22 protein-coding genes are annotated in these 26,183 nt (G+C 66.7%); 19 read left to right on the plus strand and 3 right to left on the minus strand.

Features of this window, described 5'->3' with window-relative positions; translation table 11 throughout:
* The first annotated feature begins 205 nt into the window (after positions 1-205).
* Both ACFWAY_RS46395 and ACFWAY_RS46400 read left to right on the plus strand, forming a co-directional pair.
* A complete protein-coding gene (locus ACFWAY_RS46395) occupies positions 206-1,528 on the plus strand; it encodes an MFS transporter (RefSeq protein WP_378515357.1) in 1,323 nt (440 codons plus the stop codon).
* 157 nt (positions 1,529-1,685) lie between these two features.
* Entirely contained in the window at positions 1,686-3,440 is a 1,755-nt protein-coding gene (locus ACFWAY_RS46400; RefSeq protein ID WP_378515359.1) for an MOSC domain-containing protein, read from the plus strand.
* A gap of 22 nt (positions 3,441-3,462) precedes the next feature.
* Here the strand turns inward: ACFWAY_RS46400 and ACFWAY_RS46405 are convergent, their stop codons facing one another.
* From ACFWAY_RS46405 to ACFWAY_RS46415, 3 genes are all read right to left on the minus strand, one after another.
* Positions 3,463-3,918: an OsmC family protein gene (locus tag ACFWAY_RS46405; protein ID WP_378457506.1), complete on the minus strand. Its 456-nt coding sequence runs from the start codon at positions 3,916-3,918 to the stop codon at positions 3,463-3,465.
* On the minus strand, positions 3,915-4,757 hold the full coding sequence (locus ACFWAY_RS46410; RefSeq protein ID WP_378515361.1) for a hypothetical protein: 843 nt from the start codon (positions 4,755-4,757) through the stop codon (positions 3,915-3,917). Before ACFWAY_RS46410 ends, ACFWAY_RS46405 begins: the two co-directional genes overlap by 4 nt.
* A 164-nt stretch (positions 4,758-4,921) precedes the next feature.
* Positions 4,922-5,905 (minus strand): potassium-tellurite ethidium and proflavin transporter, encoded by a 984-nt coding sequence (locus ACFWAY_RS46415; RefSeq protein WP_378457508.1) that lies wholly within the window; start codon positions 5,903-5,905, stop codon positions 4,922-4,924.
* Between the two features lie 170 nt (positions 5,906-6,075).
* Between ACFWAY_RS46415 and ACFWAY_RS46420 the strand changes: the two genes are divergently transcribed.
* From ACFWAY_RS46420 to ACFWAY_RS46500, 17 genes are all read left to right on the plus strand, one after another.
* A complete protein-coding gene (locus ACFWAY_RS46420) occupies positions 6,076-6,615 on the plus strand; it encodes a TetR/AcrR family transcriptional regulator (RefSeq protein WP_378515362.1) in 540 nt (179 codons plus the stop codon).
* A gap of 196 nt (positions 6,616-6,811) precedes the next feature.
* Positions 6,812-10,078, plus strand: a complete 3,267-nt coding sequence (locus ACFWAY_RS46425) for a protein kinase (protein WP_378515363.1) — start codon at positions 6,812-6,814, stop codon at positions 10,076-10,078.
* 445 nt (positions 10,079-10,523) lie between these two features.
* On the plus strand, positions 10,524-11,726 hold the full coding sequence (locus ACFWAY_RS46430) for a CaiB/BaiF CoA transferase family protein (protein WP_378457511.1): 1,203 nt from the start codon (positions 10,524-10,526) through the stop codon (positions 11,724-11,726).
* Between the two features lie 28 nt (positions 11,727-11,754).
* Positions 11,755-12,642: an LLM class F420-dependent oxidoreductase gene (locus ACFWAY_RS46435; protein ID WP_378457512.1), complete on the plus strand. Its 888-nt coding sequence runs from the start codon at positions 11,755-11,757 to the stop codon at positions 12,640-12,642.
* Between the two features lie 28 nt (positions 12,643-12,670).
* Complete coding sequence (locus ACFWAY_RS46440) at positions 12,671-14,125, plus strand: aldehyde dehydrogenase family protein (protein ID WP_378457513.1); 1,455 nt, start codon at positions 12,671-12,673, stop codon at positions 14,123-14,125.
* A complete protein-coding gene (locus ACFWAY_RS46445) occupies positions 14,107-15,717 on the plus strand; it encodes an AMP-binding protein (protein ID WP_378457514.1) in 1,611 nt (536 codons plus the stop codon). The genes ACFWAY_RS46440 and ACFWAY_RS46445 overlap by 19 nt, the downstream gene beginning before the upstream one ends.
* An 86-nt stretch (positions 15,718-15,803) precedes the next feature.
* A complete protein-coding gene (locus ACFWAY_RS46450) occupies positions 15,804-16,274 on the plus strand; it encodes a VOC family protein (RefSeq protein WP_378457515.1) in 471 nt (156 codons plus the stop codon).
* 29 nt (positions 16,275-16,303) lie between these two features.
* Positions 16,304-17,128, plus strand: coding sequence for an IclR family transcriptional regulator (locus tag ACFWAY_RS46455; RefSeq protein WP_378457516.1), 825 nt, complete (start codon positions 16,304-16,306; stop codon positions 17,126-17,128).
* Between the two features lie 130 nt (positions 17,129-17,258).
* A complete protein-coding gene (gene npdG, locus ACFWAY_RS46460) occupies positions 17,259-17,939 on the plus strand; it encodes an NADPH-dependent F420 reductase (protein ID WP_378515364.1) in 681 nt (226 codons plus the stop codon).
* Positions 17,920-18,237 (plus strand): NIPSNAP family protein, encoded by a 318-nt coding sequence (locus ACFWAY_RS46465; protein ID WP_378457518.1) that lies wholly within the window; start codon positions 17,920-17,922, stop codon positions 18,235-18,237. Before npdG ends, ACFWAY_RS46465 begins: the two co-directional genes overlap by 20 nt.
* A gap of 102 nt (positions 18,238-18,339) precedes the next feature.
* The gene (locus ACFWAY_RS46470) at positions 18,340-19,389 is read left to right on the plus strand and encodes an LLM class flavin-dependent oxidoreductase (RefSeq protein ID WP_378515365.1); all 1,050 of its coding nucleotides are present in this window, start codon (positions 18,340-18,342) and stop codon (positions 19,387-19,389) included.
* Positions 19,386-20,096: an enoyl-CoA hydratase/isomerase family protein gene (locus ACFWAY_RS46475; protein WP_378515366.1), complete on the plus strand. Its 711-nt coding sequence runs from the start codon at positions 19,386-19,388 to the stop codon at positions 20,094-20,096. Before ACFWAY_RS46470 ends, ACFWAY_RS46475 begins: the two co-directional genes overlap by 4 nt.
* Complete coding sequence (locus tag ACFWAY_RS46480) at positions 20,086-21,249, plus strand: acyl-CoA dehydrogenase family protein (protein WP_378515367.1); 1,164 nt, start codon at positions 20,086-20,088, stop codon at positions 21,247-21,249. The genes ACFWAY_RS46475 and ACFWAY_RS46480 overlap by 11 nt, the downstream gene beginning before the upstream one ends.
* Complete coding sequence (locus ACFWAY_RS46485) at positions 21,246-23,804, plus strand: bifunctional FO biosynthesis protein CofGH (protein ID WP_378457522.1); 2,559 nt, start codon at positions 21,246-21,248, stop codon at positions 23,802-23,804. The genes ACFWAY_RS46480 and ACFWAY_RS46485 overlap by 4 nt, the downstream gene beginning before the upstream one ends.
* Positions 23,801-24,532 (plus strand): 2-phospho-L-lactate guanylyltransferase, encoded by a 732-nt coding sequence (gene cofC / locus ACFWAY_RS46490; RefSeq protein WP_378515368.1) that lies wholly within the window; start codon positions 23,801-23,803, stop codon positions 24,530-24,532. The genes ACFWAY_RS46485 and cofC overlap by 4 nt, the downstream gene beginning before the upstream one ends.
* A gap of 199 nt (positions 24,533-24,731) precedes the next feature.
* Positions 24,732-25,988: an MFS transporter gene (locus ACFWAY_RS46495; RefSeq protein WP_378515370.1), complete on the plus strand. Its 1,257-nt coding sequence runs from the start codon at positions 24,732-24,734 to the stop codon at positions 25,986-25,988.
* Between the two features lie 28 nt (positions 25,989-26,016).
* A partial coding sequence (locus tag ACFWAY_RS46500) for a 2-phospho-L-lactate transferase CofD family protein (RefSeq protein ID WP_378515372.1) occupies positions 26,017-26,183 on the plus strand: 167 nt, incomplete at its 3' end.

Consider the following 26,183-nt stretch of genomic DNA (forward strand, 5'->3'; position numbering starts at 1 on the left):
CACGAGAGGTCGGACGATCACCGATGCCCGCACCCCACACGCTGCCGCACACCACATTCACACCGACCTCATCAGTTGATCGGTGCATCTGGGCTTAGTCAGACGACCACAACTCGCTATTCCGGACCTCGCGCCGCAGTGACCTGACTTCTTCCGCAGGTCACCGCGGTCGTTGGTCTGGGCTACCCTCCGAGCGGAGAAACCGATGCGTGCCCGTATCTCACCCACCGCCCCCGTTGTCGGGCTCTGCCTGATTGCCCTCATCCTCGAGGGTTACGACCTACTCATGTACGGAACAGTGGTTCCGTCACTGCTCGCATACACCCCCTGGGACCTCGACGCCACCGACGTCGGGATGCTGGGCTCGCTGACCGGCATCGGCATGCTGGTCGGCGCCCTTCTTGCCGCGGCGGTTGCCGATCGGTGGGGACGACGCCGCACCCTCCTCGCCGCCGTCGTCATGTTCTCGACGGCCATGGGTGCGTGCGCGATCGCACCGACGCCCGAGTTGTTCGGGGCGGGACGCTTCGCCGTCGGACTCGGCGCCGGTGTCCTCATGCCCACAGCCGCCGCCACTCTGATCGAATTCGCCGAACCTCGTGCCCGGGCCCGTTCCGTGGCCATGGGGTTCGTCGGCACCTGCATCGGCGGCATACTCGCCGGAGTGCTTTCCCTGTGGCTGGTGCCCACACACGGTTTCCGATCGATGTTTCTCGCCGGTATGGTGCCGGCCCTGATGTTCTTGCCCCTGATGCTCGCGTTCCTCCCGGAATCACCCGCCTACCTGGCTTCCCGTGGAGAGCATGCCGCCGCGGCTGCGGTTGCCGACCGGTATCGCCTCGCACACACTGCCGCCCCGATATCCACCGCGCCCAGCCGAGAACGTGGATTACGCGCGCTCTTCGGCACCGACCGCACCTTCACGACCCTCCTGTTCTGGTGCATGACGCTTCTCTGTTTGCTGGTGTTGTTCGGCGTGGCGACCTGGCTACCCGCGCTGATGAAATCGGCCGGATACCCACTGGGCGCGTCCCTGTCCTTCCTCCTGACCCTGAACATCGGAGGCGCCCTCGGCGCCCTCGGCGGCGCCGTGCTCGCTGACCGCTACGGGATGAAACCCGTCACCGCGGCATTCTTTCTGTGCGCCGCGATCGCATTACTGCTCGTTGCCACCGCTCCGCCGTTGGCCGTCGTCTACTTGTTGGTGATGCTCGCCGGCGTCGGCACGACGGGCACCCAGATCCTTCTCAACACGTTCATCGGTAGTCACTACCCCGCAACGAGCCGTGCCACCGGACTGGGTATGGCATTGGGTGTGGGACGGATCGGAGCGATCGTAGGCCCCACCTACGGTGGTGTCCTCGTCGCGATCGGTACCGGAACCAACTGGCAACTGGCGGCTTTCGCGGTTCCGGCCGTCGTCGGTGCAATCCTGACCGTGCTCGTTCCCCGGCGCACACCGATCCGCAATGTTGTCGACGCACACCCCATCGGGCCGTGGAGTGGCGCAGATCACAGTCGAATATAGGATGTTCTGCGACATGACACGTCTGAGCCGACCGGATGACAGATGCGGACGAGGTGGTCGGTGGTCGTTGACGAAGGTGCTCATCGCGATGAGCGGGACGCGAACGAGGGACACCTCCGGCGACCCGTTCCGCGCGAAACAGTAAGGGGCAAGCACAATGGCACGCCTACAGTCACTCAACGTCGGTATGCCGAAGGACGTGCCCTGGCAAGGCCGGACCGTCCACACGGGCATCTTCAAATACCCCGTCGACGGTCCACGCATGGTCCGCACGCTCGACATCGACGGCGACGGTCAAGGCGACCTCGACGGTCACGGCGGAGAAATTCGTGCCGTGCTCGTCTACCAATGTCAGTCCTACGACTTCTGGCGGAGTCATCTCGGTCGCGACGATCTCGAATACGGCCAGTTCGGTGAGAACTTCACCGTCGACGGCCTACCCGACGACGAGGTGCACATCGGTGACCGCTATCGCATCGGTGACGCCGAGTTCGAGATCACTCAGCCACGCGTCACCTGTTACCGGGTCGGCATGCGCCTGGGGGAACCCGAGATGCCGGCGCTGCTCGTGGCCCACCACCGCCCCGGGTTCTACTTCCGGGTCATCACCGAAGGCCACGTGCAGGCCGGCGACGAAATCATCCGCACCCGGATCGGCCGACACCGCATGAGCGTCGCCACGATCGACGCACTGCTCTACCTGCCCGACCGAGACGTCGATCAACTCCGCAATGCGCTCGACATCCCCGCGCTCAGCCCCGGCTGGCACGGATCGTTTCGCGATCTGCTCGACGCTGCAGAGCACCAGACACGCGCCGGCGAGCCGCCCGCCGGCGCCGAATCGGACGGCTGGGCCGGCTTCCGACCGCTGCGCGTGTCACGGATCGTTCCCGAGAGCGCAACCGTGGCGTCGATCCACCTGGCATCACGCGACGACGCCCCGCTGACCCGGCCGAAACCCGGCCAGTACCTCACCCTCCGCGTCGCCGGTGCCGCCGACCCACCACCGGTGCGCAACTATTCATTGTCCGCCGCCGCGTCGGGCAACGAGTACCGCATCAGCGTCAAACGCGAGACCCACGGACTCGTCAGTACCTATCTCCACACGCGATTGCGCGTCGGCGACACTGTCGACGTCGCCTCCCCGCGCGGCGATTTCGTCCTACCCGAAGACCGCAACGACACCACGCCCGTGCTCCTGCTCTCGGCCGGAGTCGGGGTGACCCCCGTTCTGGCAATGCTGCATGCACTCGCCGCAGCACACAGCAAGCGCGACATCTGGTGGCTGCGCACCGCCCATTCAGCCGCCGAAGACGCCTTCGCGGCCGAAGCGCACCAGTTGTTGACCAGCCTCGATCGAGGTCATGAACACATCTACTACACCGCCCAGAGCCCGACGGTGGTCCTGGATCCACCGGCCGTAGCCGGTCGCCTCAACCGCGAAGCTTTGGCCGCTCTAGCCCTGCCCACCAACGCGACCACCTACCTGTGCGGTCCCAACACGTTCATGGCCGCGTTGCGCGAGGCACTCATGCACATCGGTGTGGACTCCGACCACATCCACACCGAGCTGTTCGGCGCACTCGCGGCCATCAACCCTGGACTCACCGACGCCACCCACACCCCGCCGCACCAGCCCCCAGGGCCCGTCGGCACCGGGCCTCGCATCACCTTCACCCGCAGCGGGCTCACCGCGCCATGGAGCGATGGGTACAGCACCGTCCTCGATTTCGCCGAAGCCTGTGACGTTCAGACCCGCTGGTCCTGTCGCACCGGCGTGTGCCACACCTGCCAGACGCCGATTCTCTCCGGGACCGTCCGATACCGCCCAGACCCTCTGGAGCCCCCGATGCCAGGCACGACCCTCTTGTGCTGCTCGCAACCCGAAACCGACCTCGTTCTCGATCTCTGACAAAGCCGCGAGATCGCGTTGGCTACCCGTCCGCCGTCGTCAATTCGCGGATGGACACCTCTTCCGCGGATACGGATGCAGCATCGATCAGTGCTTGCCCCGGTCGACGACTCGCAAGGTGGGGAAGTGCCGCACGCAAGCGCTCGGCGTGCTCGGCGTTCGCCACGTGCCAGTCCAGGCGAATCACTTCGATGACGGCGCCGTTGTCGGTTCCCATCACGCGGTCGACGTTCAAGGTCGCGGACACTGTGAGCGTGGCAGACTCGGCTATCGCGACCTCGCCGAGCAGCCGAAGTACCACCAGTGAGGCAGCGGCAAGACCGGCGAGCATGTGCTCGACCGGGTTTGCGCCGGAATCGTGCCCGCCGTATCGCGGGGCTTCGTCGATCGTCAGTTCGTGCCTGCGCGCGGTGACCGTCGTGCCGTGGCTCCCGAGTAGCGCGTGTACGACCAGTTGCTCGCGTCGTGAAGAAGTCACCGAACCGCCTCGTAGAAGTCTGTGGCGGTGTGCGCACCGGTTTGCAGTGCGCCCGCCAGCCATTCGAGCGCATCCGCACCAACTGCTCGGACATCGCGTGGATCGGGACCGTACTGAGGGGACAGGTAGTCCGCCAGCAAGCGCTGCGCATCTGTCCGGCTGCTGTCGTGCAGCAGCGACGCCACGGCATCGAGTGCCACAGGGTCTCGGCTCCTTACCTTCGCGATTGCTGCCGTCTGGGCGGCGACGATCTTTCCTACCGACGGGTGGTCGAGGCTGGTTCTCTCACAGTCGACCGCGACACCTGCGGTGGGGAACCTCAGGGCGTCGCCGAAGAACAACGAGTCGGTGAGCCCGAACCGTGACAGGGCGCTGGGGGCGAAAGCGGAGCCGAGTACAGCTGCGTCAGCTGCTCCGGACCTCAGTGCCTCCAGTCGCTGGTGATCGCCCGTGCTTCCTGCGGGGAAGTGCAGGACCGACGGGACTTCGTCCGCTGCCCAGCGGGCACTCAGGACCTTCTGAGTAAATGCACACACGATCGATCCTTCCGGATGGCTGGCCAGGGCGGTCGGACCAGCCGATCGTGTCCCCGCCTTTCGTGTCCAGATCCAGAACAGCGGGTGAAGGGTGTGGACGAGCGCAACTTTCCATCGGCGTTGTCCCCGAATTGCTTCGACCAGCGAGCCACCAAGCCCCGCGGACAGCGCTGCTTCCGGATGGTCCGAGCCGGGCACCGCTTTCACTTCGATGCCCAGACGGTCGTAGTAGCCCGCTCGATTTGCGATCTCGTGGCACACCAATTCGTGGACGTTGTGATCGCGATACCCCAGGAGAATCATTGCCGTTCCTTCCCAGCGAGCTCGCTCAGCGTGACAATGTGTTCATTACTATGAACCCAATTCCATATTTGGAATATCAGGACGATAGTGAGGAGGTTCAGAACCTGTCAAGCGCCGAGATGGCGGCACTAAGTTCACTCGGTCGCCAGAAATGACCGACGCAGTCACTGCGTGGAGCGACGCGAGTTCTTGTGGATGAACCGGATGGATTTCGTCGCGATCAGCGCCACGAGGATCGTCACGGCACCGAGTAATCCGGTTGTGATCGCTTGCCAGGCGAGCGGTTGAACGATGTGAAGCCAGGTGATCGCGAGCGCAACGACACTCGCCACGGGGAAAGTGAACGACCAGAAACCGTGCGAGAACGGCAGAGCGCGGTAGCGCGACAGCAAGGGCGCCTGGACCATGACCATGAATGCCGTGATGGCTGTGAGCGCAATGGACAGGGCGTCGGGTTGCCCGTTCGAGATGGTGAGCCATGCTGCAGCGCCAACTGCAGGCGGAGCGATCATGATTGCGAGCGTCGGGACGAGAGGCGCAGGCATGGTGGGGCGCAACGCGAGCCTGAGGAACAGAAGCATGGAAATCACCACCCAGAAGAACAGGCCGATCGCGAAGCTTCCGATAGCGAGCCAGTCGAGACCGATTCGGGCTGTGGCGAACGCCCCGACGAGGCCGGCTGCGCTGATGGGTAGGTAGTAGCCGCCGTGCACGGATTCGAGCGCCATCTCTCCGCGCATCCAGAAGCTCATCATCCAAGCGCCGAATGCGGCTGCGGCAGTGATGGAGACCAGGGTCAGCGCTGTACCGGCAAGTGGAAGCGTGCTGTGCAGCTGTGCTCCCAGCAGCATCGCGGAGAGCGGAAGAAGCGCCGCAAGCGGACCGTGAGCGAAGTGTGTGAGCTGATGCGAGATTCGTTGGGTGGCGCGCTTGGCGCGGTGCGCGTGCGCTGTGGCTGTCGAGATCCAGGCGAGCGCTGCGATCAGCCAGAACGCCTGGACGAGCGCGAATGGGGTGCCGAGCGCGGTCGTGGCGACCGACCAGGCCTGGGCCAGTCCGGCAAGGCCCAAGGGAATCGCGAGCGTGTTCAGCGGGAAAAGGGTCCGCGCGCGTGGCTCGAGGGCGGCGATCGAGTGTTGAGCAGACAATGAAATGCCTTCCTGACTGGGGTGTAGACCCCCGGATTTCGATGGAGTGAGTTCTTGACCTAGAGGTCAAAGACAATTGCGAGCCACCCTATTAGTTCTTGACCTTGAGGTCAACCAAGATCGCGAGTTAACCTATTTCCGTGGCGAGACCGATGCGCTTTGAGACGGATGTGGCGATTGACAAGGCGATGGATCTGTTCTGGCTACAGGGATACGCCGCGACGACTCCGCAGGAGCTCGCCGCCGAGATGGGAATCGGCAAAGGCAGCCTGTACAACACATTCGGGAGCAAACACGCCTTGTTCGTGCGAGCGCTTCGGCGCTACAGCGAGATGCGCCTCGAGTACCTCACCGATCTGTTCGCCGCACCTGGCCCGTTGGGGCCTCGCCTCGAGGTGGCGATGGCTGTTCTTGCCGGGATTGGCGAGCACCGGCGTGGTTGCGTCATGGTCAATGCTGCGGCAGAACTCGGCACTGTCGACGACGAGGTGAACCTCATAGCGAACGAGCTGTTCACTGGGATCGAAGCCATCTTCAAGCGCGCAATCGTGCATGGACAGGAGTCCGGGGAGTTCGACAGAAGCCGGCCCGCCGACGTTGCAGCTCGACAACTGCTGGCCTCCGTCATCGGTCTCAGCGTGCTCGTGAAATCGGGCGGTCGACCAGAGACGTGTGCCACCGTTGTCGAGGGGCTTGTCGACGGACTGTGAGCTGCGAACAACCGTTCTTCGGTAGGTGTGGTTCGGCAGAATCGGGGATCCTCACATGCTGCCACGCTCAGGTTCCGCGGCTATATCCTTGAATGCACGCGATCGAGAGGTGAGTTCACGGTTGGTTTTGCGCTGGTCGTGCCGTCGGGACCAGTGTGCGGGAACCACGAGCCGACGGGGTGAGTAGACCGTTCCGATGGGTGAAGGTGATCCGCGCGATACGCAGCGGTACGTCGTTCCTGTTGTGGCCTCGGAGCTGAGCGCGGCTGGTTTCGATGACGCCGAGGAGATCGGGCGCGGCGGTTTCGGTGTCGTCTACCGCTGCACCCAGGCGGAACTGGACCGCACGGTGGCGGTGAAGGTACTCACCGTCGAGCTCGACGAGGAGAACCGGGCACGGTTCTTCCGGGAGCAGCGGGCGATGGGCCGGCTGACCGGACACCCGAACATCGTGGGCGTCCTGCAAGTCGGTGCCACCGAAAGCGGCCTTCCCTACATCGTCATGCCCTACCACCCGCAGGGTTCGCTCGACGTGCGGATCCGCCGCCGCGGTCCGCTGCCGGTAGAGGAGGCGTTGCGCCTCGGTGTGAAGATCGCGGGTGCGGTGGAGTCGGCGCACCGGCTCGGCATCCTCCATCGCGACGTCAAACCGGCGAACATCCTGCTCACCGACTACGGAGAACCGGCGTTGACCGATTTCGGCATCGCGCACATCACCGGCGGCTTCGAGACCGCCACCGGCACCGTGCAGGGATCGCCGGCCTACACCGCGCCGGAGGTGCTCGGGGGTGATCCACCCACCCCGCCGGCTGACGTCTACGGACTCGGCGCCACCCTGTTCAGCGCCCTCACCGGCCACGCCGCCTTCGAACGCCGCAGCGGTGAGCAGGTGGTCGCGCAGTTCCTGCGGATCACCACGCAAGAGGTGCCCGATCTGCGTGAGCACGGAATCCCCGACGATGTGTCCGACACGATCGCACGGGCGATGTCCCGGACCCCGAATCAGCGCCCGGCCACCGCCGCCGCCTTCGGTGAGGAACTGCGACGGCTCCAACTCGATCATGGCTTTCCAGTCGATGAGATGGCCCTGCACACCGCCCCGGATACGGCAACCGACCACGCACAACCAGAGTCCGGCCGACCTCGGTCGGCGGTTTCCTCCACGCTGGGCGCGACGGGACGTCTTCCCCTGGAACTGACCAGTTTCGTCGGCCGCCGACATGAGCTCACCGAGGCGAAGAACCTGCTGGCCGGGTCCCGGCTGGTGACGTTGATCGGGATCGGGGGTGTGGGCAAGACGCGGCTGGCGATGCGGGTGGCGGCAAGTGTCCAGCGCGACTACGCCGACGGTGTTCGGCTCGTCGGATTGGGTGAATTGCGCGACGAGTCGTCGCTGGTCGACGCAGTGGCCGGCGCACTGGGGTTGCGAGACCAATCGGCGAGGCCGTTGCGTGAGGTCCTGATCGAGTTCCTCGCACCGCGAGAGGTGCTGTTGGTCCTCGACAACTGTGAGCACATGGTGGACGCCGTGGCGGAACTGGCGGAGGCCCTGTTGCGTGTGTGCCCGGGTCTGCGGATTCTGGCCACCAGCCGTGAACCCCTGGTCATCGGCGGGGAGGCGGTGCTGCGGGTCCCCCCGCTGGCCGTCCCGGATCCGGAGCGGCGGCCCTCCCTGCGGGGGTTGTCCCGATACGATGCGGTGTCGTTGTTCGTCGAACGCGGCGCTGCCGCGGTTCCGGGATTCGCGCTCACCGAGGAGAACGCGGCGGCGGTGGCGGGGATCTGTCTCCGGCTCGACGGGTTGCCGCTGCCGATCGAATTGGCGGCGGCGCGGTTGCGGGCGATGTCGCCCGAGCAGATCCTCGAGCGGCTGACCGATCGCTTCACCTTGCTGACCCGCGGCAACCGGGGTGCGCCGACGCGGCAGCAGACGCTGCGGTTGTGTATCGACTGGAGCTTCGAGCTGTGCACCGCGAGCGAACAACTGATATGGGGTCGGGTGGCGGTGTTCGCGGGGTGCTTCGAACTCGATGCCGCGGAGCAGGTGTGTGGCGAGGGTCTAGCCGCGGGCGAGTTGCTGGACACGCTGACGTCATTGGTGGAGAAGTCGATCCTCATCCGGGAGGAATCCGGGTCGGTGGTGCTCTTTCGGATGCTCGAGACTCTCCGCGAATACGGTTACGAGAAACTCGAGCAGACCGGCGAATCCCTGCCCATGCGCCGCAGGCACCGGGACTGGTACGAGGAGTTGGCGCTGGCCGCGGAGGCTGAATGGATCAGCGCCCGCCAACTCGACTGGATTGCCCGGCTGAAGCGGGAACAGCCGAATCTGAGGGAGGCCCTCGAATTCGGCGTCGACGACGATCCCGTCGCCGGTCTGCGCACCGCTGCTGCGCTGTTCTTGTTCTGGGGCTCCCAGGGCCTCTACAACGAGGGGCGTCGCTGGTTCGGCCAGTTGCTCGCCCGCCAGAGCGGGCCACCGACCGTCGAGTGGGTCAGGGCTCTTCAACGCGCCGGCATGATGGCCAACGTGCAGGGTGATCTCCCTGCCGGAGCCGCGCTCCTGGCTGAGGCGCGGGCTCTCACCGCGCGCACGAACGATCCGATGATGCGCGCTCTCGTTGCCTACGCCGACGGCATGCATGCCCTCTACAGCGGTGATCTGCCGCGTGCGTCTTCGCACCTCGAAACCGCTCTCGCGGAGTTCGGCGAGCGTGGTGACCGAACGCTCGAAGTGGCCGTCTTGTATCCGTTGGGGTTGGCGTACGGACTACGCGGCTCGACGGACCGGGCGATCGAACGTCTCGAGCGCGTTCTCGCGATCACGGAGCAGCACGGCGAGAGAATGTATCGGTCGCACTCGTTGTGGGCCCTGGGTATTGCCCTGTGGCGGCATGGGGACGGCGATCGCGCGGTCCGAGTGATCGAGCAGTCGCTGGAGGTGACCCGGCAAGTACACGGCCCACGTGTCGCCGCCTCATGTCTCGAGGCGCTGGCCTGGATCGCCTGCGGCCTGCGTGACGAACCGAGGGCTGCGGTTCTGCTGGGAGCCGCAGAAGAGCTGGCGCGGTCGGTGGGAAGCGCCGTGGTGATATATTCCGATCTTCTTGTCTACCATCAGGAATGCGAACAGAAGTCTCGACAGAGACTCGGGGACAAAGGATTCGCGGCGGCCCACCGCAAGGGGCAGGGACTCGGCTTCGACGCGGCCATCGCCTACGCCCTTCGAGAGCAACCGCCGAGCACCCCCGCACCCGCCACCGGCGGGTCGACGCGACTGACCAAGCGGGAACGTCAGGTCGCCGACCTCATCGCGGAAGGCCTGACCAACCAGGCCATCGCCGACCGCCTGGTGATCTCACCGCGCACCGCGCAAGGGCACGTGGAGCACATCCTGGCCAAGCTGGGTTTCACCTCCCGGGCGCAGGTCGCGGCCTGGGTCGTGGAGCGGACCGACGACTGAATGAAACACATCCGCTCGAGTTGAACGCGATAGTCGGCGACGAACGCGACCACGCCGGGCACCCGGGCGTTACTGCCCGCGGTGCTGTGAGGCTTCGCCCCGTGCAGCGGTTCGGGACTGTGGCGTAGGCGGGCCGTGCCGGTGGCGCTGGGCTCCGGTGATGGACGCAGTGGATTGGATGGCCTGACGCTTCGAAGCGAAAGAGGTTGTGCCCCAATGTGCTGTCGCTTCGTGACGATTTCACGGAATGTCCTGGTCCCGTAACCGCGAGATTCGTGGTCCACGGTGCTGAGTCTCGGGTATCGGCCAAGAGGCCTGACCGAGTCGCTCGCCATCCCCCGACATCCAAAGACGTCCTCCCCTCTTGACAGCGAGCAACCGTGCTCGTAACGTCCGTGGTGTTCCAAATAATGATGTCAGTTCAGAATGATGAACGGAGCTTGTGATGGGGTTCACCCAAAAGACCGAGGCGCTGTCGGGCATCCGGGTAGTCGACGCCGCGACGATGGTCGCCGGCCCCTTGGGTGCGTCGCTGCTCGCCGACTTCGGTGCCGACGTCATCAAGGTCGAGCCGATCGGTGGCGACGAGTCACGGACGTTCGGGCCCGGACGAGACGGCATGAGTGGTGTCTATTCCGGCGTGAACCGAAACAAGCGCGCCCTCGCGCTCGACCTTCGTACGGCGGCGGGTCGTGAGCTGTTCCACGAGCTCTGCGCGACAGCGGACGTGCTCATCGAGAACATGCTGCCGGCGGTACGTGAGCGATTCGGGCTGACTGCCGCCGAGCTTCGCGAACGGCACCCTCACCTGATCTGCCTCAATGTCAGCGGGTACGGCGAGAGCGGCCCCCTCGCGGGTCGTCCCGCAATGGACCCGGTCGCTCAGGCCCTCACCGGTTTCATGGAGGCGACCGGTGAGCGCTCCGGGACGCCGCTCAAGGCTGGGCCGCCCGTCGCCGACAGCGCGGCCGGCTATCTGGTCGCGATCGCCGCCCTCGTCGCGCTCTTCGCGAAACAGCGCACGGGGGAGGGGCAAAGCGGCTCGGTGTCCCTGGTGGGGGCGCTGTTCCATCTACAGACGCCGTGGCTGGGGCAGTACCTCCTCGCCGACTACATTCAGGGCAAGGTAGGCAACGGCAGCAATTTCTACGCGCCGTACAACGCCTATACGACCCGTGACGGCGGTGCGGTACACGTCGTTGCCTTCAACGACCGCCACTTCGTCAAGCTGGCCAAGGCGATGGGTGCCGAGGCTCTCGTCGACGATCCGCGCTTCACGGAGGCCGCATCCCGACTGGAGAACCGTGAGGCTCTCGACGCCGCCGTTGCACCGTGGTTCGCTGCCCGCGATCGTGACGACGTAGTCGCACTGCTCTCGGCACACGACATCATCTGTGCCCCGATTCTCGCTTACGACGAGGCCGTCAGGCATCCCCAGATCCAGGCGCTGGACCTCGTCGTCGACATCACCCACGACGAGCTCGGACCGCTGCGGGTCCCGGGTCTCCCGGTCAAGCTCTCGGGCACCCCGGGACACGTGCATCGTCCACCGACGTCGTTGGGCGAGCACACCACCGAGATTCTCAACGATCTCGGTTACGAGGACGACCGTATCGAGGCCCTCCGGGCCGAAGGGGTCGTCCGATGACCACAGAACATGGCGAAAGGAACCATCAATGAAGGTCGGAATCAGGATCCCGGGAGCGGGACCGTGGGCAGGGCCCGAAGCGATCACGGAGGTGTCGCGGTTCGCTGAGAAGATCGGCTTCGACTCCCTCTGGATGACCGATCATGTGGCCTTGCCGACCCGAGTCGAGACGCCGTACCCGTACACCGAGGACGGCAAGTTCTTGTGGGATCCGGCCACGCCGTACCTCGACTGTCTCACATCGTTGACGTGGGCGGCGGCCGCGACCGAGCGGATCGAGCTCGGCACATCGTGCCTGATCCTGCCGTGGCGTCCGCTCGTCCAGACCGCCAAGACGCTGGTGAGCATCGACGTGATGTCGCGCGGCCGGCTGTCGGTCGCCATCGGCGTGGGCTGGATGAAGGAGCAGTTCGAGCTGCTGGGAGCGCCCTTCAAGGACCGCGGGAAGCGGACCACCGAGATGGTCAACGCGATGCGGCACATGTGGAAGGAAGACGAGGTCGACTTCTCCGGCGAGTTCTACGATCTCCACGACTTCAAGATGTATCCGAAGCCGGTGCGGGGCACGATCCCCGTCTGGTTCGCCGGGTACAGCACCGCCTCGCTGCGCCGCATCGCCGCCATCGGTGACGGCTGGCACCCACTGGCGATCGCGCCGGAGGAGTACGCCGGCTACCTGGCCACCCTGCGGCAGTACGTGGAGGAGGCGGGCCGCGACATGAGTGAAATCACGCTCACCGCACGGCCTTTGCGGACGGCACCCTACAACGCCGAGACGATCGAAGCGTACGGCGACCTCGGTGTCACCCACTTCATCTGCGACACGTCGTTCGAGCACGACACCCTCGAAGCAACCATGGACGAGCTCGCCGAACTCGCTGACGCCGTCCTCCCCACCGCACACAACCTGGCCTGACGGCCCGGCGGAAGAAAGGACGAGAATTGTGCAGGCACTCACCTCGACAGTTCCCCTCGTCATCGGCGACCAACTGAGCCCATCGTCGACGGGGGCGACGTTCGACTCGATCAACCCGGCCGACGGGTCGCACCTGGCCACCGTGGCCGAGGCCACGGCCGACGACGTCGCGCGTGCCGTCGAGGCCGCGAAGGTCGCGGCCAAGGCGTGGCAGCGCATGCGTCCGGCCCAGCGGACCCGTCTGATGTTCCGCTACGCCGCGCTGATCGAGGAACACAAGACCGAGCTCGCCCAGCTGCAGAGCCGGGACATGGGCAAGCCCATCCGCGAGTCGTTGGGCGTCGACCTGCCGATCATGATCGAGACCCTCGAGTACTTCGCGGGCCTCGTGACCAAGATCGAGGGCCGCACGACGCCGGCTCCCGGCCGCTTCCTGAACTACACCTTGCGTGAGCCGATCGGCGTGGTGGGTGCCATCACCCCGTGGAATTTCCCTGCAGTGCAGGCGGTCTGGAAGATCGCGCCGGCTCTCGCGATGGGCAACGCCATCGTGCTGAAGCCTGCGCAGCTCGCACCGCTCGTGCCCGTCGCACTCGGCGAGCTCGCCCTCCAGGCCGGGCTGCCGCCCGGGCTGGTCAACGTCCTGCCCGGTCGGGGCTCGGTGGCGGGTAACGCCTTGGTGCAGCACCCACTGGTCGGCAAGGTGACGTTCACCGGATCGACCGAGGTCGGCCAGCAGATCGGCCGGATGGCGGCCGACCGCCTCATCACGACCTCGCTCGAGCTCGGCGGAAAGTCGGCGCTCGTGGCCTTCGGCGACTCGTCCCCGAAGGCGGTCGCCGCCGTGGTCTTCCAGGCGATGTACGGCAACCAGGGCGAGACGTGCACGGCTGCGAGCCGGCTGCTCGTCGAGCGGCCCATCTACGACGAGGTGGTCGAACTCGTCCAGAAGCGGGTCGAGGCTGCCCGGGTGGGCGACCCCCTCGACCCCGAAACGGAGATCGGGCCGTTGGTCAGTGCCGCGCAACGGGAATCGGTCCACTCGTACGTCGTCGCCGGAACAGACGAGGGCGCCAAGCTGATCAGCGGCGGCGGCCAGTCGCCGACCGGAGCTGCGGAGCAGGGCTTCTACTACCGCCCGACGCTGTTCGCCGGAGTCACCGCGGACATGCGCATCGCCCGGGAGGAGATCTTCGGACCCGTGCTGTCGGTGCTGCCGTTCGAGGGCGAGGACGAGGCGATCACCCTCGCCAACGACACCATCTACGGGCTGGCCGCGGGCGTCTTCACCCGCGACGTGGGCCGCGCACTGAGGTTCGCGCAGACCCTCGACGCCGGCAACGTGTGGATCAACACCTGGGGAGTGCTCAACCCCGCGTCGCCGTACCGCGGCTTCGGACAGAGCGGCTACGGCAGCGACCTCGGCCAGGCGGCCATCGAGAGCTTCACCAAGGAGAAGAGCATATGGGCACGCCTGGATTGACCTCCGGGCCGTCCCGGCCACAGATCGTGGGACGGCTGATCGACGCCCGCCACGTTCAGGACTGGGAGCCGGCGGCGGACTACACGATCACCGAGGACGCCCTCTTCTCACGCGACCCCGACGCCGTGGCCGTGCTGCGCGAGGGGACCCACGCGCCCGAGGCGGTGACGTTCGGTCAGGTGCAGCACGCCGCTGTGTGCATCGCGGGTGTCCTCCGCGCCCGCGGGGTCGAGCCCGGTGACCGCGTGGTCCTGTACCTCGACCCCTCGGTGGAGGCCGCCGAGGTCGTGTTCGGGGTGCTCGTCGCCGGGGCCGTGCTCGTGCCCGTCCCGCGACTGCTCACCGGTAACTCGGTGGCGCACAGGCTCGCCGACTCGGGTGCGACCGTGCTGGTCACGGACGGTCCGGGCGTCGACCGGCTCGAGTCGACCGGGTGCTCACTGCGCGACGTCGACGTGCTCACGGTGGACGGCGCCCGCGGCACACCGCTCGGCGACCTGGCCCGCCGGGTCGACCCGTTGGCCCCGGTGCCGGGGCGGTCCTCGGATCCTGCCGTGCTGATGTACACGTCGGGCACCAGCGGTCCGGCCAAGGGCATCGTGCACGGTCACCGTGTCCTGCTCGGGCACGCGGGGGTCGATTACGCCTTCGAGCTGTTCAGGCCGGGTGACGTGTATTTCGGCACCGCGGACTGGGGTTGGATCGGCGGCCTGATGCTCGGGTTGCTGGTCCCGTGGTCGTTCGGCGTCCCCGTCGTGGCTCACCGGCCACAGCGTTTCGACGCCGCCGCCACCCTGGACATGATGGCCCGCTTCGGCGTGACAACCGCCTTCCTTCCCGCGTCGGTGCTGCGGATGTTCGCCGAGCACGGGGAATCGGCCCGGCAACGCCTCCGCGCGGTCGTGACCGGGGGAGAGCCCGCCGGTGCTGCGGAACTCGGCTGGGCCCGCAGCCACCTCAGTGACTGCGTCAACAAGGCCTACGGCCAGACGGAGGCCAACGCCCTCATCGGCGACTCCGCGGCTCTCGGATCCGTCGACGACGCAACCATGGGCGCCCCGTATCCCGGGCACCGCATCGCGCTCCTGGACGAGGAGGGCGCCCGCGTCGCGCCCGGTGAGGTCGGGGAGATCGCGTTGGAACTTCCGGATCCGGTTGCGCTCCTCGGCTATTGGGACTCGTCGTCAGCTCGTGTGGTACCCCCTGCCGGGGGTTGGCACCGGACAGGCGATCTGGCGCGGCTCGCACATGGGCGCCGGCTGGAGTATCTCGGCCGCGCCGACGACGTGATCAAGAGTCGTGGCTACCGCATCGGCCCGGCCGAGATCGAAGAGGCCCTGAAGCGTCACCCACAGGTCCTGGACGCGGCGGCGGTGGGTCTGCCCGACCCGGAGATGGGGCAGCAGGTCAAGGCGTTCGTGCACCTCGCTGCCGGAGAGCTCACCGAGGAGATTTCGAAAGAGCTTCGTGAACTCGTCGCGGCCGCGGTCGGTCCACACGCACGCCCCCGCGAGATAGAGGCAGTCGCCGCGCTGCCGCGCACCGAGACCGGAAAGGTCCGGCGCCGGGAACTGGTGCCGCCTCCGACTTGAGCGCTCGGCGACTGCCGCGCCCCCGGCGGAGCGCCATCCACCCACCCACCCGAACAGAGAAGTACAAGAAGAAGAAGGACGAAGCAATGCGAAAGTTCTGGCACGTCGGCATCAATGTGACCGACATGGACAAATCGATCGATTTCTATCGGCGGATCGGTTTCGAGGTAGTGCAGGATCGGGAGGTGGAGGACAGCAACCTTGCGCGGGCGTTCATGGTCGAGGGTGCCAGCAAGCTCCGCTTCGCGCACCTGCGCCTGAACGACTCCCCGGACGAGGCCATGCTGGACCTCATCGAGTGGAGGGACGCACGTTCCGAGGGTCGAGCGCAGAGCGACCTCGTGCACCCGGGCCTCTGCCGATTCTCGATTCTCACCGACGACATCGACGCCGAGTATGCACGGCTCGTGGACGACGGTGTCGAATTCCTGCACTCGCCGCAGACGATCATGGGTCCGGACGGAGTCAAGGGCTGGCGGCTGCTCTTCGCGCGCGATCCCGACGGCACGCTGTTCCACTTCGCCGAACTGGTGGGGCAGGCCGCTACGGTCAGCTGACAGCATCCGCGCGACGAAGGTAGGAACCCTTGACCAAGGCAGAAGTCCCGGGAAGCAGCGCGACTGACGAGCGGGGCGAGCAATCCAGCGAGCAACTGGTGCCCGCCGTCTCGCGCGCCACCCGCGTGCTCGAGACGCTGGTCCAGCAGTCCGCCGGAGCCACGCTCACCGAGTTGGCCAAGCGCTGCGCTCTTGCGAAGAGCACCGCGTCGGTCCTGCTACGGACCATGGTCGTCGAGGGCCTCGTCGTGTACGACCAGGAGACGCGTCGGTACAACCTCGGCCCGCTGCTCGTGGAGTTCGGGGTCGCTGCGATCGCGCGAACGTCGGCGGTCGCAGCGTCGCGGACGTACATGGAGTGGTTGGCCGAGCGGACCGAGCTGGCATGTCTCGCCATCCAGCCGATGCCGGACGGGCACTTCACGGCGATCGCGAAGATCGAGAGCCGCAAGGCCGTCAAGGTCACCATCGAGGTGGGCGCGCGCTTCGACCGAGATACTCCGTTGATCAGCCGACTCGCGGCAGCATGGCCGAGCCGGGGTCGCCCAGAGCTTGTGGCGCATCCCGCCGACGAGCTCGAGGAGCTCCGGGTGCAGGGCTACGGCGCGGTCTACGGCGAATATCGACCGGAACTCAACGTCGTGGGGGTCCCGGTGTTCGACCGAGACGGCGAGCCGTGCCTGTTTATTGCCCTGCTCGGTATAGGTGACGACCTCACGGTCGAGGGTGTGGCCGGGATCGCCGACTACCTCGTAACCGCTTCGCGGGAGATCAGCTCGCATATCGGCGGCAGCATCCCCCAGGACTACCCGACTCCGGTCGGGGCACCCGACCTCGGCGCCGGGCGCGGCTGACCAACCCCCATTTTCTTCATGCGGCGGCCCCACCGGGGCCCGCCGCTCCGAGTCGACCCTCAACGGTCGGCTGCCCGCCTCCGGTGCAACGCGCCAGAGGTGTCCCGTCCAACGTGTGTAGGAGACATAGATGAAGAGCAGCAAGATCGCCGTCGTCGGCGGCACCGGACCCCAGGGAAAGGGGCTGGCCTACCGGTTCGCGGCGGCCGGTTGGCCCGTCGTGATCGGATCGCGTTCGGTCGAACGCGCGGAGGAGGCGGCAGTCGAGGTGCGCAGACGCGCCGGTGACGGCGCCCTGGTCAGCGCCGCCGACAATGCGTCGGCAGCCGCCGACTGTCCCATCATCCTGCTGGTCGTCCCGTACAACGGCCACCGTGAGCTGGTCTCGGAACTGGCACCCGCCTTCGCGGGCAAGCTCGTCGTCAGCTGCGTGAACCCGCTCGGCTTCGACAAGTCCGGGGCCTACGGTTTGGACGTCGAGGAAGGCAGTGCTGCCGAGCAACTGCGCGACCTTGTGCCCGATGCCACGGTAGTCGCTGCGTTCCACCACCTGTCGGCGATCAACCTCTGGGAGCATGAGGGCCCTCTTCCCGAGGATGTGCTCGTGTGCGGCGACGATCGGCCCGCCAAGGACGAGGTGGCTCGGCTCGCAGTCGCGATCACCGGCCGTCCGGGCATCGACGGAGGAGCACTGCGAGTGGCGCGGCAGCTCGAACCGTTGACCGCCGTTCTCATCAACGTCAACCGGCGCTACAAGACGCGTTCCGGTCTCGCTGTGAACGGGGTTGTTCATGATCCACGAGCTGCGTGAGTACGTTGCCCTACCGGGCCGTGCCGAGGACCTGCACCGCAGGTTCGCCGACGAAACCCTGGCGCTGTTCGCGGAATTCGGGCTACAGGTCGAGGGCTTCTGGCACGAGGCAGGCAACCGTGCCCGGATCGTCTACCTGTTGGCGTTCCCCGACCCCGAGGCGGCGGACGCCCATTGGGCCCGATTCCAAGCCGACCCCCGGTGGCGTGCGCTGAAGGCGCGCACGGAGAGCGACGGGCCGCTCATCTCGGAGATCCGGAGCACGTTCCTGGTCACGCCGGCGTATGCCCGCCCCTGAACGGCGCCCAGAAAGATTGTGCCGACTCTTGACCGTCGCCGTACTCTGCCCTTAGCCTGTTCCATATAGTGATTCGAGTTCAATATCATGAAGAGAAGTCCGATGATCAAAGGCATTCAGCTCCATGGTTGGGCTGACGGGCCGCAGATGGTGGAAGTGGCCGAGATCGCTGCTCGGAGTTTCGAGACCGTGTGGCTCAGTGACCAGCTCCAATCCCGAGGCGTTGCCGTTCTCCTCGGCGCTATCGCTGCGCGCACCGGTGTGGGGGTAGGCACGGCGGTGACCTTCCCCTTCGGGCGCAACCCGCTCGAGATGGCGTCCAGCATGGCCACGCTTGCGGAGTTCATGCCCGAAGGGCGCCGGGTCAGCATGGGAATCGGCACCGGGGGTGGGCTGGTGAGTGCGCTCATGTCGCTGCAGAATCCGATCGAGCGCGTGGCCGAGTTCATCGCGATGTGCCGGCTTCTCTGGCAGGGCGAGGCGATCCGAATGGGTGACTACCCACAGATCTGCACAGCCCTCGGATTGCGCGAGGATGCCCGGGCGTCGTTCTCCTGGACAAGCAAGCCCGACGTGCGCGTGGTGGTCGCCGGCGCCGGGCCAAAAGTGCTGGAGATGGCCGGCGAGCTTGCCGACGGTGTCATCTGCGCCAGCAACTTCCCGGCCCATAGCCTCGCGGCCTTCCGCAGCGGCCAGTTCGACGCGGTGAGCAACCTCGATTCGCTCGACCGGGGACGAAAGCGCAGTCGGCGGGGGGAATTCACCCGGATCTACGGCGTGAACCTGTCCGTGTCGGCCGACCGGGACCAAGCCTGCACGGCCGCACGGCGACAGGCGACACTCATTGTGAGCCAACAGCCTCCAGAGAACCTGCACCAGGTCGGCTTCGAGCCCTCCGACTACGCCGCCACCCGAGCGGCTCTCAAAGCCGGTGACGGCGTAGACGCAGCTGCCGACCTCCTCCCGCAGGAAGTCGCCGACCAGCTCGTCGTCTCGGGCACACCCGGCGACTGCATCGAGGCGCTGGCCGAGTTGCTCGAGTATGCGGAGGACGCCGGATTCACCGAGGCCTACATCGGCGCCCCGGTCGGCCCCGACCCCCGCGAGGCGGTCGAGCTCCTCACCTCCCAGGTCCTGCCGGAGCTCGCATGAGCGCCAGCACGCAGGCAACCCGGGACCTGTGCCCGGCCGAACAACTCGACGGTCTGGTCGTCCTGACGCTCAATCGTCCCGAGGCACGCAACGCCCTCGACGTCCCCCTGCTACAGGCGTTCGTCGCCGGACTTGCCGAGGGGCGACGCGCGGGCGCCGGTGTCGTTCTTGTGCGCGCGGAAGGGTCGGCGTTCTGCGCAGGAGCAGACGTGCGTTCGGACGACGGCACGGCGACCGGCCGGCCGGGCCTCCGGCGTCGCCTGATCGAGGAGAGCCTCGACCTCATGGGCGACTACCCGGCCGCAGTGGTCGCGGTCCAGGGCGCCGCGGTCGGCGCCGGGTGGGCCATCGCCACGGCAGCGGACATCACCCTGGCCTCGCCTGCCGCTTCGTTCCGATTTCCCGAGCTCCCACTCGGGTTCCTGCCACCCGACAGCACGGTGCGCAGACTCGAAGCCGCCGTCGGCCCGGCGCGGGCGCTGCGGCTCCTTGCGCTGGACGAGCGCTTTGTCGCCGACGATCTCGCCAGGCTCGGCCTGGTGGACGTAATTCCCGAGGCTTCGCTCGACGGGAAGGCACGCGAGATGGCCGCCCGACTCGCGGCCCTTCCTCCCGAGCTGTTGCGCGATCTCAAAACAGGCCTCTCCGCCTGGAAGCGGCCCCACTCCATCGACCGACCACCCTCGAAAGGCAGCCATGAGCACTAGCATCCACATCCAGACCGACGAGCAGGAGCACCTCCGCACCACCGCCCGGGCGTTCCTGGCCAGACACGCTCCCGCACACGACGTGCGAATCTGGGACGAGGAGGGGAAGTATCCCGAGCACCTGTACCGCGAGATCGCCCGCCTCGGATGGTACGACGTGGGCGCCGGCGCCGAGATCGTCGAGGGGACGGCCGGCCTGCTGATCACGCTCTGCGAGGAGATCGGCAAGGCAAGCTCCGACCTCGTGGCCCTGTTCAACCTGAACCTCAGCGGGCTGCGCGACATCCACCGCTGGGGCACGCCCGAACAGCAGGAAACGTACGGTGCACCGGTGCTGGCCGGCGACGCGCGCCTGTCGATTGCCGTCAGTGAACCCGACGTGGGCTCGGACGCTGCAAGCGTGGCGACGCGCGCCGAGAAGGTCGGGGACGGGTGGGTCCTCAACGGCCAGAAGACTTATTGCGAGGGCGCGGGACTGCCCGGCGCAGTGATGGAACTCGTCGCCAGAGTGGGCGGGGGTGGCCGCAAGCGCGACCAACTCGCAGTATTCCTCGTGCCGGTCGACCATCCGGGTGTCGAGGTCCGCCGGATGCCTGCACTCGGCCGGAACATCAGCGGTATCTACGAGGTCTTCCTGCGGGACGTCGCCCTCCCGTCGACGGCGGTGCTGGGTGAGCCCGGTGAAGGATGGCAGATCCTCAAGGAACGTCTGGTGCTCGAGCGGATCATGATCAGCTCCGGTTTCCTCGGCAGCGTGGCCGCGGTGCTCGACCTGACGGTCCACTACGCCAACGACCGCGAGCAGTTCGGCAAGGCACTCTCGGGCTACCAGGGCGTGACTTTGCCCCTCGCCGAAATGTTCGTCAGGCTCGACGCGGCCCGGTGCGCCGTACGCCGTTCGGCCGACCTCTTCGACGCGGGCCTCCCGTGCGAGGTGGAGAGCACCATGGCGAAGTTCCTCTCCGGTCAGCTCTATGCAGAGGCCTCTGCGCTGGCGATGCAGATCCAGGGCGCCTACGGCTATGTGCGCGACCATGCCCTGCCGATGCACCACTCCGACGGGATCATCGCGCGCGTCGTGGCTGGGCCTCCCTCGGTCCAGCTCGACTTCATCGCCCGGTCCATGGGCTTGGGGACAGGAGCGAGCAGGTGACGGGTCTGAGACGCGCGCTCGCGCGGGCGAGCGCCGGCAAGACCATCGACGCCGGGGAAGCCGAGGCCCTCCTCGGTGCCCGCGGCGCCGATCTCGACCGACTCTGCGAGGTCGCCGCGGGCGTTCGGTCGGCCGGCCTGTTCGATGCCGGTCGGCCAGGAGTGGTGACCTACAGCCGGAAGGTGTTCATCCCGCTCACCCGTCTGTGTCGCGATCGCTGCCACTACTGCACCTTCGCGACGACCCCCGGGCGGGTCGACGACCCGTTCCTCTCTCCCGACCAAGTGCTCGAGATCGCACGTGCGGGCGCCCGGATGGGCTGCAAGGAAGCGCTTTTCACGCTGGGCGACCGGCCCGAGGACAGGTGGGACGCCGCCCGCGACTGGCTCGAGTCGCGGGGCTACGCCGACACACTGTCCTACGTGCGGGCCATGGCGGTGCTGGTGCTCGAGGAGACCGGTCTGGTGCCGCACCTGAACCCGGGGATAATGTCCTGGGCTGAACTCCAGCGCCTCAAGCCGGTGGCAGGCTCCATGGGTCTGATGCTCGAGACCACCGCGCGCTCGCTGTGGGCGGAACCCGGGGGGTGCCACTACGGTTCCCCTGACAAAGATCCCGCTGTTCGTCTGGCCTGCATCGAGGATGCGTCCCGCACCAACATTCCCTTCACGACCGGAATCCTGGTCGGGATCGGCGAGTCCTACGCCGACCGCGTGGAGTCCATCCTCCAGATCCGCCGGATCGCACGGCAGTACGGCGCCGTCCAAGAAGTGATCGTCCAGAACTTCCGTGCCAAGCCTGATACCGCGATGCGGTCGGCCGACGACGCAGACCTCGACGAGTACCTCGCTACGATCGCAGTGGCCCGTATCCTGCTCGGACCCTCGATGCGTCTTCAGGCCCCGCCCAACCTGTCGGAGCCAGGTGAACTGCGACGGCTGCTGGCCGCGGGGGTCGACGACTGGGGCGGGGTATCGCCTCTGACCCCCGACCACGTGAACCCCGAGCGGCCCTGGCCGGAGATCGAGCGACTGAGTGAACTGAGTGCTGCAGCCGGTTTCGAGCTACGTGAGCGCCTCGCCGTCCAGCCGCAGTACGTTCTCGCGGGAGAGCGGTGGATCGACGCCCGAGTCCGGCCCCACCTGCTCGCGCTCGCCGACCTGGAGACCGGGCTGGCCGCCGACGTGCTCCCGGAGGGCCGACCGTGGCAGGACGCTGCGCCGGGCGAGTCCAGTGGCAGAACCGATCTGCACCTCGAGATCGACACAGAAGGGCGGCGTACGGATACCCGCAGTGACTTCGCCAACGCCTTCGGTGACTGGACCGTGCTCGGCGAGGAGATGACCGCACGTGCGGGGGCAGGCATCCATCCTCGTCTGGGCAGTGAGGTACTCGCCGCCTTGCGCGCGGCCGAGCGGGACCCCGCCGGTCTCAGCGACGCCGAGGCTCTGGCACTCATTCACTGCGACGGCGCGGATCTGGATGCCTTGTGCGCTTTGGCAGATCAGGTCCGGCAGTCGACAGTGGGCGACGCGGTGACCTATGTCGTCAACCGGAACCTGAACTTCAGCAACGTCTGCTACACCGGCTGTCGTTTCTGTGCGTTCGCGCAACGCGCCAGCGATGCCGATTCGTACCGGCTCTCCGTCTCCGAGGTGGGGGAGCGGGTCGCTCAGGCCTGGGATGTCGGCGCCACCGAGATCTGCATGCAGGGCGGGATCGACCCCGGCCTCCCCAGTACCATCCATCTCGACCTGGCGGCCGAGACGAAACGCCGGAGCCCGCAGATCCACCTACATGCGTTCTCGCCGATGGAGATCGTGAGCGGGGCCTCGCGCATGGGCATTTCGGTGGCCGAGTGGCTGACCGAGGCACGCAGAGCTGGGCTCGACTCCGTGCCAGGCACCGCCGCCGAGATCCTGGACGACGAGGTTCGGTGGGTACTGACCAAGGGCAAACTTCCTGCAGCCGAGTGGATTCGGGTGGTCAAGACCGCGCACGAACTCGGGATCCGCACCACCGCGACGATGATGTACGGGCACGTGGACGAGCCTCGGCACTGGGTCGGTCACCTTCGCGTCCTGCTCGACATCCAGAGGGAGACGGGCGGCTTCACGGAGTTCGTTCCATTGCCGTTCGTGCACCAGAGTTCACCCATCTACCTCGCAGGTCTGGCAAGGCCGGGCCCGACCCGACGGGACAACCGCGCAGTTCACGCGTTGGCCCGGCTGATGTTGCACGGTCAGGTCGACAACATCCAGTGCTCATGGGTCAAGCTCGGTCCGGACGAATGTGTGGAGCTACTTCGCGGCGGGGTCAACGACCTCGGAGGCACCCTGATGGAGGAGACCATCAGCAGGATGGCCGGTTCGACCAACGGGTCGATGAAGACCATCGCCGACATCACCCACATGGCCGGCGCGGCAGGTCGACCTGTCCGGCAGCGCACTACCACGTACGAAGACGTTGATGCCGAACGCTCAGCTGCAGCAGGACGATTCGACGACCGGGCGCGGTCCGTGCTGCCGCTCGCCGTGGGGATGGTCGGCCAGTGAACGCACATCCAGCTCCCGAGAGTGATGGAACCCGCAGTCGAGGTCCCCGCGGGCCGTGGGTGGCCGTGATTCCCCAGCGGGACATCACGTCGGCGAAGTCGCGACTTCTGCTCCGGCCGGAAGCCCGGCAGGCGGTGGTTCGCGCAATGTTCCGAGACACCGTCTCTGAGGTTCGGGCTGCCTCGCAGGTGGAGGCGGTGCTCGTTGTCGTCGACCGGATTCAGGACGCGGCCCACGTGCGGTCGCCGGGTGTCGTCCCACTCGTATTACCGGGCACGCCGGGTATGAACGCCGCCCTGCGCGAAGGTGGGCGCCGGGCCCGCGAGTGGTGGCCGCGCTGCCGGCTGGCGGGACTGCCCGCCGATCTTCCGAGCCTTCGCAGCGAGGACCTGGACGTCGCGCTGAAGGTAGCCGGGCGGCACGAGCGCACATTCGTGGCGGACCGAAGACGCGAGGGAACAAGTCTTCTGACGGCCGCCGAGGGCGTGGACCTCGATCCGAAATTCGGGGAGCGCTCACGCCTGGCGCACCTGGGCTCCGGAGCGGTGGAGACGCTCGACCCGAACATCGAGTCCCTGCGGCGGGACGTCGACGATCTCGACGACCTACTGGACGCCGCACTGGGACATCCCGGTGCTGCGCTGGGCGCCGTGCTGCGCAGTCTGGGTCACCCGTTCGATCGGATGTCGGCGCGACAGCGGTTCGACTCGTCCTCGGTGGCGCCCTGACTTTCGGTTCGGCGCACTGATTTTCATCCATATTCAGCGGTGATCGGCTCGATGAGGTGACCTGTCGGTGACCTCGCGAGCATCGATCGCGTGTCTCGCTGTGTTCTCGGTCGGCCTGAGTGGGAATGTGCTCGATGGTCGATTCTCTTCATCTCCAACAGTATTCAGAGCGGCTCCCTTACTTTCTTCGAGGAGACACATGAACAATCGGCTCAGCTTTCCTGCATATGTGGGCGTCGCCGCCCTGGCATTTCTCGCGATAGCCGCTGACGGCTACGACCTCGCCATCTTCGGTGCCGCGACGCCGAACCTACTCCACTACGCAGATTGGGGTCTGACGACCGCGCAGGTCGGAGTGATCGCCAGTGCGGCGATCCTGGGGATGGGCATCGGATCCATCGCCGCCGGAGTGCTCGCCGACCGATACGGTGTGCGGCGGTTGTTCCTGGTCTGCGTCAGCTGGTTCTCCGTCGGCATGATGCTGTGCGCCGTGGCACCCACCGCCGAACTGCTGGGTGCCGCCCGGTTCTTCGCAGGGTTCGGCCTCGGCGGGGTCGTGCCCACCGCTGTCGCGGTGACGATGAGCGTCGCACCGGCAGACCGGAAGAACTTCCTCAACGGCGTGATCCTGGCCGGCATACCCATTGGTGGCGTCCTGGCCGCTCTCACCGCCCTCGCCTTCCTCGACGTGCTGGGCTGGCGCGGCGTCTTCTTCGTCGGGGGCGCTTTTCCCCTGCTGACCGTGGTACCGATCACCGCGGTGAAGCTCGCGCGGTGGGTACCCACGCCGAACGCTCTGCGTTCGGACGGCGCGGCCGACCGCCCCACCTTGCGCGTCGTCTTCAAGAATCTCGGACCCACCGGATGGGGAGCGCTGGCAGTGTTCACCGCGCTGACCTTCTGTGGCCAGATCCAGTGGTACGGACTGCTCACCTGGTTGCCGCAGATCATGAAGGCCAGCGGTTACTCCCTCGGATCGGCATTGGTCTTTCTGGTGATCTTCAGCCTCGGAGCCGCCACCGGTGCGTCCGGAGGTTCCTGGATTGCGGACAAGTTCGGAGAACGTCGCGCAGTTCTTGCCGCCTTCACAGTCGGCGCGATCGCCGTCATGACCCTTGCGGTACACCTGCCGTCGCCCGTTCTCTACGTCTTTCTGTTCCTCGCCGGGGCGGGGACGGGCGGAACGCAACCGATCGTCTTCGGCTACGTGGCCACCTACTTCCCCTCCGACATCCGTGCCAGCGTTATCGGATTCGTTGCAGGAGTGGGCCGGATCGGAGGCGTCTGCGGACCGATCCTGGGCGGGTTGATTGCCGGCCGACCGTCGATCGTCATGTTCTCGGTGCTCTCGGGAATAGGGATCTTCGCCGCTCTGCTGTGCTGCTTTGCGCTGGCGGCGATCAAGGCCGAGAAGGACCACACCACAACACCGTCGAGCACCCCGGCTGAGGTATGAGCCCGTGTCGTAGGCGGAGGTCTGGAACGTGAACGTGACTGTATTGGTTGGCGGGGTGGGTGGGGCCCGGTTCCTGCTAGGTGTGCGGAGGTTGCTCGGTGCCGATGCGCCCGGTGGTGGGGGCGCCGATTCCGGCCATTGCATCACTGCTGTGGTCAATGTCGGTGACGACGTCTGGATGCACGGGCTGCGGAT

Source organism: Rhodococcus sp. NPDC059968, from assembly GCF_042738615.1.
GTDB lineage: Bacteria > Actinomycetota > Actinomycetes > Mycobacteriales > Mycobacteriaceae > Rhodococcus_F.